The sequence below is a fragment of the Chryseobacterium sp. FG46 genome, from assembly GCF_057809135.1.
On the sequence record NZ_JBMDJJ010000040.1, the window covers coordinates 14398 to 30532 of the forward strand.

At 36.6% G+C, this 16135-nt stretch carries 9 protein-coding genes; 8 read left to right on the forward strand and 1 reads right to left on the reverse strand.

All coding sequences use genetic code 11. The annotated features are described in order from the left end of the window. Positions 1-232 precede the first annotated feature (232 nt). The 8 genes from ACODR7_RS19895 (at position 233) to ACODR7_RS19930 (ending at position 13869) form a co-directional block, all read left to right on the forward strand. Positions 233-3319, forward strand: a complete 3087-nt coding sequence (locus ACODR7_RS19895) for a TonB-dependent receptor (RefSeq protein WP_488841823.1) — start codon at positions 233-235, stop codon at positions 3317-3319. 167 nt (positions 3320-3486) lie between these two features. Then, a complete protein-coding gene (locus ACODR7_RS19900) occupies positions 3487-4233 on the forward strand; it encodes a glycerophosphodiester phosphodiesterase (protein ID WP_488841825.1) in 747 nt (248 codons plus the stop codon). Between the two features lie 483 nt (positions 4234-4716). Continuing rightward, on the forward strand, positions 4717-7677 hold the full coding sequence (locus ACODR7_RS19905; protein ID WP_488841826.1) for a SusC/RagA family TonB-linked outer membrane protein: 2961 nt from the start codon (positions 4717-4719) through the stop codon (positions 7675-7677). Between the two features lie 11 nt (positions 7678-7688). Then, a complete protein-coding gene (locus ACODR7_RS19910; protein WP_488841828.1) occupies positions 7689-9137 on the forward strand; it encodes a SusD/RagB family nutrient-binding outer membrane lipoprotein in 1449 nt (482 codons plus the stop codon). A gap of 65 nt (positions 9138-9202) precedes the next feature. Next, positions 9203-10765 carry a calcineurin-like phosphoesterase C-terminal domain-containing protein gene (locus tag ACODR7_RS19915; RefSeq protein WP_488841836.1) on the forward strand — a complete coding sequence of 521 codons (1563 nt, stop codon included), beginning with the start codon at positions 9203-9205 and terminating at the stop codon, positions 10763-10765. A gap of 373 nt (positions 10766-11138) precedes the next feature. After that, complete coding sequence (locus tag ACODR7_RS19920; protein WP_076597572.1) at positions 11139-11852, forward strand: 3-ketoacyl-ACP reductase; 714 nt, start codon at positions 11139-11141, stop codon at positions 11850-11852. A 326-nt stretch (positions 11853-12178) separates the two neighbouring features. Next, the gene (gene prmA, locus ACODR7_RS19925) at positions 12179-13006 is read left to right on the forward strand and encodes a 50S ribosomal protein L11 methyltransferase (RefSeq protein WP_488841830.1); all 828 of its coding nucleotides are present in this window, start codon (positions 12179-12181) and stop codon (positions 13004-13006) included. Between the two features lie 23 nt (positions 13007-13029). Then, positions 13030-13869, forward strand: coding sequence for an SH3 domain-containing protein (locus tag ACODR7_RS19930; protein WP_488841832.1), 840 nt, complete (start codon positions 13030-13032; stop codon positions 13867-13869). Between the two features lie 147 nt (positions 13870-14016). Here ACODR7_RS19930 and ACODR7_RS19935 read toward each other — a convergent pair whose 3' ends face one another. Continuing rightward, entirely contained in the window at positions 14017-15384 is a 1368-nt protein-coding gene (locus tag ACODR7_RS19935; protein ID WP_488841834.1) for a helix-turn-helix transcriptional regulator, read from the reverse strand. Positions 15385-16135 lie beyond the last annotated feature (751 nt).

A 16135-nucleotide genomic window follows, 5' to 3' on the forward strand; every position in this document is an offset into this window, starting at 1 on the left:
ACACCTTAATACATTGGTTTTACAGAAATTAAAACATTTGTTTAAAATAATTTAACATAACGTTCTGATTTAATTAAAAAAATGTTAAAGCTTTCTTAAACACCCTGCTGCTAAAGTCAAAATACCTTTGCACGTCTAATTAAAAGAAACCTCAGGTTAATCTATCAATATGAAAATCAAAGAGGTTTCCTGGCGAATATCAAAAAATTAATAATATAGATCTTCGGAAGAAATGAAAAAAGTAAAGATTGTACTGGGATTATTGTTTTTAGGGCTTGGGACAATGGCTTATGCACAGACCACACAGGCTTCTATTGTAGGGAAAGTTACCGGACCGGGAAGTACGGTTCAGGAAAAAGTGAAAGTAACGATCGTGAACGAGTCCACAGGATTCAGAACGGAAACCGAAACTAACTCAAAAGGAGAATATATTTTTAAAGAAATTCCTCTTGGCGGGCCTTACACTGTCATTGTAAACGATGATAAAAAAGAAGGTTACAGCGTGAACTTCGGAGATCAGGTGACTGTAAATATGGATCTGGGGAATGAAAAAGCTATTGAGGAAGTAAAAATTACAGGAAACCTTAAAAACAAGATCGGAAACCTTGGAGCGGCTACCGCAATTTCTGCTAAAAACATCAGCATGCTTCCGGTGAATGGAAGGAACTTCACCAATCTTACGGAACTGTCTCCTCTAAGTGGAAAAGGTGGAAACCTTTCCGGACAGCTTGGTTCTTCTACCAACTTTACCATTGATGGGATGACAGCAAAAAATCCCACTTCCGCAGGATCAACCACCAGCCGAAGCGGTGCTCCGTTTTCAATCTCCATTGAAGCCGTACGTGAATTCAAAATCACAACCAACCAATATGATGTTACGTTAGGAAGAAGTGGAGGAGGAACAGTAAGTGCTGTTACCAAATCAGGAACCAATAAATTTTCAGGAAGTGCCTGGGAATATTTAAGAACCAACTGGCTTTCCAGTCCCTATGATATCAGAGGAAATAAAAGAAACAATGATTTCTCCACTTCGCAGTTCGGGTTTTCATTGGGGGGTCCGATCATTAAAAATAAATTACATTTCTTCGTAGCATGGGATCATCAGCTGGATTCAAGACCATTGGTGATTGCTGATATCAAATCTCCGGATGATGAGAAGAGATTCAATACAACCACGCAGACGCTGAATCAGTTCCTGGATATTGCAAGAGCAAAATATGGAGTAGGAAACAGCCCGCAGTTCGGAACGTTTGATAAAGTGAGAAATTCTGATGCCGGATTTTTACGTTTAGACTGGCAGATCAATGAAAAACATTTATTAACCCTTAGAAATAACTTCACCTATGATCTTAATAAAAACGGACTGGGTGATAATACCAATATCAACTTCTTTGAATCTTACGGAAATGATAAAAACCTTGACAATAGTTTATTATTGACATTAAGATCAAATCTGAGACCTAATTTAACGAATGAATTAAAGGCACAGTACCTTTATACATTCCAGGATAGTTACCAGAACAATCAATTGGGAAAACCTGTACCAAGAGCAATTGTTGAAGGAGTAGCTTCAGGTGCCGGATCTACTAATATTCAGATCGGGGGACACCGTTTTGCTCAGGAAAGCTTTACAAATAATGTATTCCAGATCGTAGACAATCTATATTACAATACGGATAAGGTAAAATATACTTTCGGAGCTGATTTGATGTATACCACAGCGAAATCGGTATACGGAAGTGAGGTAAACGGTAGGTTTCATTTTCAGGGAATGAGCAATTTTGATGCAATGACGCCCTACAGATTCTACAGAGAAGTTCCTTTGATGGCAGATCCGTCTGTGAGATCAAATATATGGAACATCGGGCTGTACGGACAATTCCAGACCAAAGTGGCAAAAGGTCTTGATTTAATGGCTGGTTTAAGATTAGATTACGGAGGTTATCCAAAAGCAGAATTCAACCAGAAACTGTTTGATGAAATGGGAATCAGAACGGATAATCAGATCAAATCATTTGTGATTCAGCCAAGATTCCAGTTTGACTGGAATATCAATGAAGGAAATAAAGATTTCCTTAAGTTCGGTGCCGGAATTTTCTCTTCGGATATCAACAATTATATGATCATCAACAATCTTGTATTTGACGGGAAGCACCTTGCAACTGTGGATGTGAATCCTACAGCTATTGGTCTTACGCCGGATTTCAACAATTATAGAAATGATTATAATTCGGTGCCTTCACTTTCCCAGTATCAGATCCCAACCATCAACTATACCGGTAAAGATGCAAAAATTCCAATCGTTTATAAAGCAAATATCTCTTATACCCACTTCTTCAATGAAAGGTTCAGAGCAGGAATTGCAGGATATATGGCTTTGGGTAGAAATAACTACTATTACTACGACAGAAATATGGTGGCCAATCCTTTCTTTACGTTGGCTAATGAAGGAGGAAGAGGAGTATTTATCCCTACAGGAGCTATTACCAATAATGCCAATAACAGTGTAAGTTTCGACTGGAAACGGGGAAGAATCAATAATAATTTCGGAAGAGTACTGGAATTGGTGAGTGATGGTAAAGTAAACCAGTTCTCATTCGTATTAGATACAAGTTACCGTTACTGGAAAGATGGAGAAATCACCGCAAGTTACACATGGTCGGACATTAAAGATAATACTTCTTATAACGGGAACGTAGCGAACTCTGCAACATTGTCTACGATGATTCAGAGTGATCCTAGAGATTTAAGAATGACCTATTCTGATAACCAGTTCAGAAACAAAGTTGTTATTTATGGTAACTCGCCTACGATTGCCGGATTTACTTTAGGAATCAGATATTCAGGTATTGGAGGAACACGTTTCTCAGCGACGACCGGAGGAAACATCAATGGAGACTTCGTAGATTCCAACGACCTTGCTTTTATCTTCCCGAACCTTACCAAAGCCGTTCTGGATGATCCGCAGGTAGGGCAGGCTCTGAAAGACTATATCAACGAATACAATGGAAAAATTGCAGAACGTAACGGAGGTAAAAACGGTTTCTACGGAGTTTGGGACGTTCGTGTAGCGAAAAAAATTAAATTCGATAAAGTGGGAGCTTTCGAACTTTCCGTAGATATCTTCAACGTGGCCAACCTTCTTAACAAAGAATGGGGAGTAAACAAATCATACGGAAATACCTCCCTGTATAAAGTAACTAAATTTAATAAGGATACAATGCAGTACGAATACACTAAAAACGTAAGTGGAGGTGGTTTGGTTCCTCTGACAGGAAATCCTTACCAGATCCAGATTGGTGCGAAATACAGTTTCTAACTTTTACTTTTTTAACCACTGAAGACATAAAAGAAAATGACTCAGCTCTTGTAAATCTTACCTGGTTGTATTCCGTAAATCTTTTATGTCTTTTGGGTTTTCATTTTGTAATAACTACCTTTATCAGGAAGTTTTACGACTTTATTTTTAATAATTTAAACTATATTATGAAAAATTTTATCTTAGGGTTAGCAGTTTTAAGTACAGTTATAATGAAAGCACAAACCCAGATTATTGCCCATAGAGGATATTTCCAGGCTCAGCCTCCAACAACAGAGAATTCACTTCAATCACTGGAGAATGCCCAGAAGTTAAAAGTATATGGGTCTGAATTTGATGTGAGAATGACAAAAGATGGTGTATTAGTGATCAACCATGATGAGCACCACGGTAAAATGGAAATTTCAGAAACCACTTTCAAAGAGCTGGAAGCATTGAAATTATCCAACGGAGAAAAATTCCCGACCTTAAAAGATTATTTGAAACAAGGAAAAAAAGATAAATCTCTGAAACTGATTGTGGAGATCAAACCTGCAAAAACTCCGGAAATTGAAAATGAGATTACGCAGAAAACCATCAAAATGATCAAAGATATGAAGCTGGAATCTCAAAGTGAGTTTATTTCTTTCAGCCTTAATATCTGTAAAGAGATCAAAAAACTCGCTCCATCTTTTAAAGTACAATATCTGAACGGAGAACTTTCTCCTGAACAAATCAAAAAAGAAGGATTGGATGGAATGGATTATCACTACAGTGTTTTCCAGAAAAACCCAACCTGGATTGCTGATGCAAAAGCATTAGGATTAATTACCAATGCCTGGACAGTGAATGACGTTGCTGTATATGATGAACTGAAAAAACAGGGAATTGGATTTGTAACAACCAATATTCCTGATCAGTTAAAGAATAAATAACTATTTTAAGCTTCTCACAAAGAGTGTAACGAAGGGCGAAATATTCTCCTCCTCCGGGAGTTGTAAAAATTCAAAGAATTTTTGACGAGTGGTTTACAACACTTCTCCATGAAACCAACAATAATTATAATTTACACAGTCTGCCTCCTTTTAAAGGGCAGACTCTTTGTTTTTAGACAATAAGCTCTTCTTTGTAATGATAATGAAAAAAAGTATTATTAAGATAATATTCATTTTTCCTGTAAATCACTTTGTTACATATTTTTTATAATATTATCTCAATAAAAGACAATAAAGATACATAAATACAGCCGAAGACTGGTATTAAAAATGATTAATTAATTATTTTCTTGATAATTAATCATTTATGTAATATTATTAAGGTTTAATTAACATGTGGTTTAATTAATTTTTAAAAAACGTTAAAATTGTGTTAAGACCATCCTTATAATGTCGTTCTAATTTTGCGCAAACAAAAAGGAAATGCGTAAAGAGACACAAAAACTGTTGGTTTTGTCACTGTTAGGATTTGTCAGTGTCAATCTGGCAGCTCAGCAGAAAGCTAAAAAAGACACAGTTAAAGGACTTGATGAAGTAGTAGTTACTGCTTTGGGAATTAAGAGACATGACAGAGCTTTAGGCTATGTTGCAGAAAAAGTAGAAGCCAAAACATTTGAAGAAACCCAGAACAACAACTGGGCGCAATCAATGGAAGGAAAAGTGGCAGGTCTTAAAATCCAGACTGCCGGAGCAGGACCGCTTGGGACTTCCAGAATTACCCTGAGAGGAGAGAAATCCATTATGATGGATCATAACTATGCACTGATTGTGGTGGATGGTGTACCATTGGGAAATTCTACCACAGGTTCCGGTACGGCAGCCTATGGAGCTGGTTCTGGAGGTGATGTTCCCATCGATCTTGGAAACGGACTGAACAGCATCAATCCGGATGACATTGAATCTGTAACCGTATTGAAAGGAGCTTCTGCTGCTGCATTATATGGGTCCCGTGCTGCCAATGGAGCCTTAATGATCACCACAAAATCCGGCAAAACAAAGAACGGAAAATTAAAAGTCACTTTTAACTCTTCCTCAAGCTTTGATTCCGTATTGAAATGGCCGGACTGGCAATACGAATACGGACAGGGAACACTGGCCACAAATGCCGGAAGTTTTTACTACTCGTATGGTCTTTCTCCGGATGGTCCAAGTACCGGAGGCACCAGTAGTGCTTTCGGACCTAAATTCGCCGGACAGTATTATTTCCAATATGATCCTGAGGTGATGGGACAGAGCAAGGAAAGACAATTGTGGAGACCTTATGAAAATAATATCAAAGGTTTCTGGAGAACAGGTTCTACTTACTCGAACAGTATTTCAGTAGAAAGCTCCAACGAGAAAACAAGTTTCAGATCTTCACTTACCTATCTTAATAATGAGTGGATGATGCCGAATACAGGCTTCGATAGATTCAATTTTGCTTTGTCATTTGCCCATCAGCTTACCCAAAAATTAAAAATATCAACAAAATTTGCCTATAACACTACTTCCAGTGATAACCTTCCTGCAACAGGATACAACAACCAGTCGATTTCCTATTTCATGATCTTCCAGAATCCCAACGTGGATCTGGAATGGTACAAACCGATATGGAAGCCAGGGCAGGAACAAATTGACCAAATCCATCCGTTCAGCTCCTATATTGACAACCCTTACATGATTGCTTACGAAATGCTGAATGGTGTCAGAAAGAAGACTATCACAGGAAATATCACAGCGGATTATCAGTTTAATAAGAATTTCAGTGTAATGCTGAGGTCCGGTATTGAAATCCTGAACGAAAAAAGAACGACCAAAAGACCCTGGAGCTCTGCCAATTACCTGAAAGGATTCTACAGAGAACAGTTTATCAAAAACCAGGAATATAACAACGACCTTTTATTTTCTTATAAAGGAGACTGGAATAAATTCAGTATTTCCGCTTCTGCAGGAGGAAGTATCCGTTATAATGAATACCTGTTAAATGATTATCAGGCCATCGGATTGAAAACTGCTGGAGAATACAGTCTTACCAATGCACTTAATATTCCGGTTAAATATCCGGCACCAAGAGATAAACATGTCGACAGTGTGTACGGATTGCTTACTCTTGGATATGACAATAAAATATTTGTGGACGTTACCGGAAGAAATGACTGGAGTTCTACGCTTCCGAAGCAGAACAGATCATTCTTTTATCCTTCAGTAAGTACCAGTTTCATTTTATCAGATATTTTTAATCTGAAAAGCAATAATCTGAACTTATGGAAACTGAGAGCTTCATGGGCAAAAGTTGGGATAGACAGTGATCCTTATCTTCTGGATAACTATTATTCAGCAAGTAACATTACAGGAAGTGTAGTAGCACCTACGATCTTTAATAATCCTTCTCTTAAACCTGAAAAAAATACCAATATTGAAACCGGTATGGATTTCAGCCTTTTCAAAAACAGATTGAATCTTAATCTTACTGCGTATCAGAATTTCAGTGAAAACCAGATTATCCCTGTTTCGCTGCCCACAGAAAGCGGATACTCAAAAAGGATTATCAATGCAGGGAAAATCCGAAACAGAGGTTTGGAACTTTCAGCGGATATCTTAGCGGTAAAAGGTAAAGACTTCTCATGGAAAGTAGGGGGAAACTGGTCTACCAACGAAAACAGAGTGATGACCTTACCTGAAGGGTTTGATGGTATAGTTTCCAACGTAGGAGATGTAGTATTCTATAAAATGGAAGTAGGAGGGTCACTTGGTGATATGTATGGATTTAAATTACTAAGAACTCCGGATGGAAAAGTAATTTATGGCGACAACGGACTTCCTGCAAGACCTGCAGATATTGAAAAAGTAGGAAATGCATTCCCGAAATGGAGAGCCGGTCTTCAGAATGATTTCAAAATCAAAAACTTTACGATCAGTTTCTCATTTGACGGTCAGTATGGTGGTATTGCATATTCTCAGTCACATCATAAAATGTCTGAACAAGGTAAGCTGAAATCTACCCTTCCGGGAAGAGACAATCCTGGTGGAATGATTGTAGGAGATGGAGTGGTTCAGAACCCTGACGGATCTTTCAGTACGAACACAAAAGGAGTACTTGTATCTTCTTATTACGGAGATTATTACAGAAGAGCCAATGTGGAGACCAACAGCTTCAGCACAGATTTTATAAAACTGAGAGACGCAAGAATTGCTTATTCCTTCCCGAAAGAAACCATAAAATCTATAGGTCTGGATGATCTTACCATTGCCATTTTCGGAAAGAACCTGTGGATGTGGACCAAGTTTCCAATGTTTGATCCTGAAGTGGCTGCATTAGACAATGCAACCATCACTCCCGGAGTGGAAATGGGACAGCTTCCGACAGCAAGAACAGTTGGTTTTCAGTTAAATCTTAAATTCTAAAATCTTAAAAAATGAAAAAAATAATCATAAATCTGACATGGGTAGTTTCTGTTTTTATGCTTCAATCCTGTGACAGAACTTTCGAGGAAATGAATACAGATACCAGCAAAATCAAAGACCCTTCCGTTGGAAGCCTTCTTGCTCCCATCCAGTATGAAATGGCGAGTTATGGATATAACAGGGCAGACGATTTTACTTTTGATATCATGCAGATTGCTTTGGATTTTCCCAATGAAGGAAATTCTTACAGCAGATATTATATGGACGAAAAAAGTGGCAACGGCTACTGGAATACTTCTTACAGATGGCTTAAGCAGGTAAATGATCTCAGAAAATATGCAGCCAAGGAGCAGAATAATAACTACCTTGCTATTTCAATGGTCCTGAATGCATGGATTGCTTCCAATCTTACTGATGCTTTCGGAGATATACCGCTATCTGAAGCAGTAAGAGTTGAAGAAAATATTTTAAGACCAAAATATGATAAGCAGAAAGAGGTCTATATTCAGCTGTTAAATGACCTGAAAACAGCCAACTCGTTATTCAATACCAATCAGGCATTAACGGAAACAGATTTGTTTTATAATGCCAATACCAATAGCCAGACCGGAATTTTAGGATGGAAAAAATTCTGTAACTCTCTTTCATTAAGATTACTGACCAGAATTCTAAGCCGGAACGGAGACGTGAATGTGTATGAAAGAATCCAGGAAATTGTCAATAATCCGGCTCAATACCCAATTTTCCAGAATAACACAGACAGTGCAGTGCTGCCGCTTTCCGGAATATCTCCCTACTTGCCGCCGATAGCCCGCCCGCAGGATTTTACAGCTTATAGGGCAGCAGGTGAATTCTTTGTAAATGCCATGAAAGACAATAATGATCCAAGACTGAGCCTGTTTTTTACGAAAGCTAAAGCAGGAACAGGAGAAGATCTTGGTTATAAAGGAGCTCCTTCAGGATATGCCTTGGGAACAGCTTTCAACTATCAGCCTTCCAACCTGAACCAGAACCTGGCGAAAGCACCTTTAAAGATTTTAATCATGACCTATTCTGAAGTTCAGTTTATCCTGGCAGAATTAGTCAATAAAGGAATTGTCGCAGGAAATCAGCAGACCTATTACGAAAACGGAGTGAAATCTATTATCGAACAATGGGGAGCAACAGTTCCTGCCAATTATTTCAGCAATCCAAAAGTAGCTTATGATGGTTCGCTGCAAAAGCTTATGCTTCAGAAATATATTTCCCTGTTTTTTGTTGACCATCAGCAATGGTATGAATACAGACGTACAAAACTTCCGGTACTTCCCAATAACGGAGGTCTTCAGAACGGCGGACAGATGCCCGTGAGATTCATGTATCCTACCGCTACAAAAGTGATGAATACGGATAATTATAACGCAGCCGTACAATCCATGGGAGGCGACAATATCAATATAAAAATGTGGTGGAATGAATAATTGGAATTTAAAGATTAAAATAATTTAAAAATTAAAAAATAATGAGTATCAATATAAAATGTATCATGCCTTGCCTGTTGGTTTCTGCAATGGCATTCTCACAAGCCTCTGTTTCCGGATATGTCTACGAAGACAGCAACAAAAATCAAAAGAAAGAAAACCGTGAAAAAGGAATTGAAGGAATAGCTGTTTCTAATGGAGTTCAGGTTGTTCTTACGGATAAAAACGGAAGATACAGCCTGCCGGTTCAGGAAGATCAGACTATTTTTGTGATCAAGCCTTCAGGGTATCAGACTGCCTTAAATGCAAACAATCTTCCACAGTTCTATTACCATCATAAGCCCAAAGGTTCTCCGGCAGATTTCAAATACAAAGGAGTAGCTCCCACAGGAGACCTTCCAAAAGAATTGAACTTCCCGCTTTATGCGCAAAACGAAAATAAAAACTTCGATATCCTCGTTTTCGGTGATCCGCAGCCTTACACAGAGAAAGAGCTGGATTATTTCAAAAGAGGAATTGTAAATGAAGTGAAGAACACCAAGAAAAATGCAGTGCTGGGAATCAGTCTGGGAGACTTGGTAGGAGATAACCTAAGCCTTCAGAAGCCTTACGCAGATGTAATGAAAGAAGTAGGGCTTCCTTGGTATAATGTGATGGGAAACCACGATATGAATTATGATGCAAAAGAAGACAAGCTTTCCGATGAAACATTTGAATCCAATTTTGGTCCGGCCAATTACGCTTTCAATTATGGGAATGTACACTTCATCATTTTGGATGATATTCTTTACCCGGATCCGAGAGACGGCAAAGGATATTGGGGCGGATTCCGTGAAGACCAGCTTCAGTTTATTGAAAATGATCTGAAACTGGTTGACAAGAATAAACTGATTGTCATTTCTTTCCATATTCCGTTGGAGCATAACAACGAAGACAACTTCAGAAATGCAGACCGTCAGAAGTTATTTGATTTCTTAAATCCTTTCCGGAATGTATTGCTTTTATCAGCACACACCCATATTCAACAGCAGATTTTCTACGGTAAAAAAGCAGGTTGGAACGGAATCAAAGAACTGCATGAATATAACGTAGGAACTACTTGCGGGGATTGGTACTCAGGAACACCGGATGATGCCGGACTTCCTACTTCAACAATGAGAGACGGAACAGCAAAAGGATATTCTTTCATCAGCTTTACAGATAATCAGTATAAAGTGAAATACAGAACAGCCGGAAAACCGGAAGATTATCAGATCAAATTATATGTTCCGAAAGTAATTCCTACCTCTAGAACCTCTGCAAAAATATTGGCTAATTTCTTCATGGGAAGCAAAAAAGACAAAGTAGAATACAGAATAGACGGTGGAAAATGGGAAGAAATGCAATACGATGAAACCATAGACCCGAATTTTGCTCTTTCTGTTTTCAAATGGGATTCTACAGAGAAAATTCTTCCGGGAAGAAGACCTTCCAATCCCGAAATGTCAAAACACATCTGGGAGGCAGATTTTCCTAAGAAATTAGCATTGGGAAAACACAAAGTTGAGGTGAAAGCAGCTGATATGTATGGAAATGAATTCTCAGCTTCAGAAGAATTTGAAGTTCAGAATTCAATTCAGATTCCTTAAGCTTTTTATTTTTTTACTATACCTTTTTTAGATTTTGAAACTGGTTCTCATGAGCCGGTTTTAATTTTTCTGAGGCTTAAGCAAACCACAAAAGTCACAAAAATTATTAGTATTTAAAAGTTATAATACTTTTGCATAAAGTTCATATAAAATGAAGAATCATAGATTTTCCTAGAGCTTGAATATACTTTTATACATAAAGCTTATCACTTAAAAAACTTAAGTAGTAAAAAAACTTTTATGACTTTTGTGGATAAATAAAATATAGGTTTCAATGGTTATCCAAAACCATTAAAAAACTATTAAATCCAATTTTTCACCACCTCATAAAAATGTTCTTTCGTAACTTTGTAGTAAGAAAAGTATCATTACTATGAATATAAACGGAAAAAATGCCATCGTAACAGGTGGTGGAAGAGGACTAGGGAAGGCTGTGGCGCTAGCTTTAGCGAATGAAGGAGTAAATGTTGCCATTACAGGAAGAAATGAGGAGAACCTTAAAATGACGGTTGAAGAAATTAAAAAACTGGGAGTAAACTCAGCCTATGCAGTTTTTTCTGTAGACAATGAAATTCAGGTAAAGGCTGGAATAGAATCTTTAGCAGAGCAATTGGGCGGAATAGATATTTTGATCAACAATGCAGGAATCGGAGACTTTGGTTCCATTGAAGAAATGCCTTCCGAAACATGGGAACAGGTTATTAAAACCAATCTTTTCGGAGTATACTATGCAGCCAAAGCAGCTTATCCATTCATGAAAGCTAAAGGAGAAGGTGATATCGTTAACGTAGCTTCTACTGCAGGTTTGAAAGGAGGACCGAATATGTCAGCATATGCCGCTTCAAAAGCAGCCGTAGTATCGCTGTCTCAATCTATGATGGCAGAATGGAGAAAACAAAATATCCGTGTGATCACACTGACGCCAAGTACTATTGCTTCTGATATGAGCATTCAGGGAGGTCTTACAGACGGAAATCCTGATAAAGTATTACAGCCGGAAGACTTTGCAGAATGGGTAAGAGATATCCTGAAAATGAACAGAAGAGCATTAATTGCAAACGGTTCTATTTTCTCTACAAATCCATAATAAGGTTTAAAATTTAAAGTTCAGGGTTTAGAGTTTAATGTTTAAAGCTTTTGGCAAAGGATATTTTAATCTAGTTTGAATGATAGAAAATCAATAGGAGCGGGCTTTAGTCCGCTTTCTTTTTACAGTTTATTGTATGGCTTCAGCCAAAATTTAGAATTTTCCTGCAATACAAATTTGTGTAATCTTTGGGACAAACCGTCACAAATAAACTTTCTCGTAGCATTCATTCAAAAAATTACAAAAAATCCCCGGTTTCAGCCAAAAATTCCCCCATCATTTTTTTAACCGTAATAACATTAGTATTTTTGCAGCAAATTAGTCACATGCAAAATTATTTAGAATTCAATTTCAAGATTTCTCCATTGCAACCTTGGAACGAAATATTAATGGCAGAGCTTATAGAGATAGGTTTTGACAGCTTTACAGAAGAAATAGACGGAATTTTAGGATATATCCAGACAGATTTGTTTCACGAAGATCAGCTGAAAGCACTTCCGATCTTTGAAAACGAAAATGTAAAAATCGAATATTCTTTCGAAGAAATGCCGAATATCAACTGGAATGAAGAATGGGAAAAGAATTTCTCTCCAATCAATATTGATGATAAAGTATTGATCCGAGCTGAGTTCCATGAATCTGTACCGGGAATGCATGAAATTATCATCCAGCCTAAAATGTCTTTCGGAACGGGACATCACCCTACGACCCATTTGATGATCCAGCAAATGATGGATATTGACTTTAATGGCAAAAAGGTATTGGATATGGGATGCGGAACTTCTGTATTGGCAATCTATGCAAAGCAGCAGGGCGCGGGAGATACAAAAGCTATTGATATCGACGAATGGTCAGTAGAAAACTCCAAAGAAAATACGGTAAGAAATAATGTAGAACTGGATATTGAACAGGGAACTGCCGAAAACCTTGGAAAAGAAAATTATGACATTATTTTAGCCAATATCAACAGAAATATCCTTATTTCAGATATTCCAACCTATGTTTCAGTATTGAACAAAGGTGGGAAACTGTTGCTTTCAGGTCTTTGTTTCTTTGATGTGGATGATATCCTGGAAGTCTGTAAAGAAAGCGGACTGGAGCTTAAAAAGAAGTTACAGCGTGAAGAATGGGTAAGTCTTCTGCTTGAAAAATAACACACCAAAAACAAAATACGAATATGAAAACTTTATGGACAGCTTTATTTTTAATGATGCTGCAGCTTTTTACAGCTCAGGAAAATGAAGTATATGCAGATGGAGTCTTTGGATTTGAGGAAAATAAAACGCAGAAAATCTTTACAGATTGGACCCGCGTGAGATCAGATCCCGGAGTGAATACTCAAGTTGTAGACTCACTGCAGACCAATCAGCAGGTTGTGATTCTAAAAAAAGAAAATACCATCCTGAAACTTGGAGAAAGAAGTGCTAACTGGTATAAAATTTCTTACCAGAAAGGAGAAAATACACGGGAAGGATATGTCTGGGGTGGTAATCTTTGTGTAGGATATCGCAACAAAAACGGCTATGACTTCCTTTTTGGACTTTCCAAAACAATTGACAGGAAGAATAAGGAATTCAATGAAATTGAAAAGCAAAACATTGCCGGAATAAAAGTAATGGAAGGAAATACACTTATTGATGAGGTATATTTTGATACCGGAAGAGGAGAGGAGTTGAGTTCAGCAGCATTCAATATAGAAAGCAATCACAAACTGCAAAATGTTGAATTTACCTTGAAAGCAATGGTTTCCGGAGAAGCCTGTGGAATTGCAAGTTATGATCAGTATATTCTTTTTAAAGATAAAAAACTGATTGCCCTTCCGCAATTGACAAACGTAAGTGATGCCGGTGCTTTTTATCACAGCGAAGAATATATTTTTCCCAATGATAAAGGAGGAGTTCCCAATGCATTTATCTTAAAAGTAGAAGATATGGAAATAGATGAAAGAGATAGAGAAAGGAAAAAACAGAGTTCTAAAACTTACTTTTGGAATGGAAATACCTACAAACTGAAATAAATCAGCATCAATAAAATTAAAAAATCCCTCAACCGTAATTTGAGGGATTTTTCGTATAATATAAGGATTAAACTTATTTATTTATTTTGAAGGTATTCATTAAGCTCATGTAAATAACTTGTTTTAAATATTTATGTTCCATTAAAATTATTGAACCTCAGATATTGATTTAATAAATTGATAGAGATCAGTCTCTCTTTCAAGGTGTAGTTTTTTACGTAAGCGGTATTTTTTTGTTTGTACAGATCTGTGCTCCATAGAAGAGTACTGTGCAATTTCTTTTGAAGAGAATCCCAGGCATATCATAGCACAGAAAGATAAATCAGAAGGGGAAAGATGAGAGTTTATTTTTAAAAGTTCCTGGCAGACTTCAGGATAGGTTTCCTGAAATAATGCTAAAAAACCAACACTGTTTTTCTTTGCCAGTTGGATGATCTGCTCATGATTTTCATTGAGCTTTCTTTTTAGTATTTTTGCTTCTTCTTCATGCTGTAGAATAATTGTTTTGCTTTCAATAAGTCCTTTTTTCTTTTTTTTAAACTGCAGATAAAAATAAAGTGACAGTAAAAAAACAAGTAGAACTAAAATCCCTCCATACCATAAAGCTGTCTGAAATTTAGTTTTTTGTTTTTCTTCTTCATCCTTGGATATTTTATTAAAAGATAATGTGATTGCTTTGCTTTGGTCAGTGTCTATGATGTCTTTGAGTAAGGATGCTTTGTTTAAATATTCAACTTCTTTGTCCGTTTTTTTAAGGTCTTTGTACATTGCAGCAAGCAATCTGTAGTTATTTAAAACTATCTGAGGTCTGTTGATTTCTTTTGCCAGTTCAATAGACTTCATAATGGAATCGATAGCCTCGTTACTCTTTTTCTGAAGCTGCATAGAACTGCTGTAATCATATAAAGCTACTGCTCTTTGGTACTTATTATGCTTAAATCTTTCGGTTTCCAGCAGATCAAAGGTTTTTTTAAAATAATAGTTTGCTGAATCTAAATTCCAATTGTATTTGGTATAATGGTAGGCTACATGCGAGATGTCTAAAGGATTAGGATCTATTTTTATAGCTTTATGAAGATAGACGAGTGATGAATCAGGTTGTTCAGCTCCAATGAAATAAACTGCTCGGGTTGAATAGACATACCGTAAAAAAAATCGACAGTCCTGATTATCTTTTTTTAATCTTAAAGCAGATTTCATGGCATTTAAATTATAATCTAAAGCCATTTTGGGTAGATTCATTCTGTTGTAGACCTGTGAATACTCCTGATTGATTTTACCGGAAAGAAAGTCATCATTAATTTTTTTTGATTTCTCCTCAGCATGGTTCAGGTATTCTATGGCCTTTTTAAATTCTCCTATCAGCCAGAGTCGATTGGCAATATTGGCATATCCCCAGGCTTCTCCTTTAGGATAATTATTCCGAATAGCTTCTTTTATAATTTTTTGATTCCAAATGATCAGATCCTTGTTTGATATTTGGGTTCTGAGTTCTTCATTTTTTTTTATAAGCAAAGTATCTATTTGCTGTATACTGTAGCGTTGTGGAAATAATTTAGAACAGCAGCATGTAAAAATAAGGCAATAGATTATTCTATTAAAATTTTTCAAAGATTTCATGGCCATAGAATAAGTACTGTATTTGTATTAAAGTTAATATTAGAATTAGATCTACTGCAGTTTATTAATAATTAGAGATAATATCGGTAAAAAAACAGATGGGATTATTAACCCCATCTGTAAGATTTTTTGATCATTTGTGTGTTTTGATCGGAATTTGACCGGAATTTCGAAAAAAAAAAGAATCAAGAAAAATAATAGAGTACATCATGGGTACATCATACTCTTTTTACTTACTGTAAGGGGAAATTATTAGGTTGTATAAATGATGTATGTTCGTGGTTTTTGTGCTGTGTACATGGGGTTTTTAATAGGAGTTTCTATTGTATTTAGATTTCTCAAGTCATTTGATGTAAATGATATGCAGATTAAAATAAAAGTTGACAAGATACTCCAATATAGATTTTTTTGTAAAATTAAAGATGTATTATGTTTTGCGCTTGATCCCTTTTTTTCTTCAAAATAAATATGAAGTTCTGCATCATGGGTTTCTGCTTTGAGGATATCAAAGTGTTCAATCAAAAATTCAGGAAGTAATAATTGAAGAAGGTCGTGATCGCTTAGCATAATACAAAAATAAACCTACTAAACATGGATCAGTCTCAAAAGTTGGGGGGAATGTTTAGTCATTGTATCTTTGTAATAT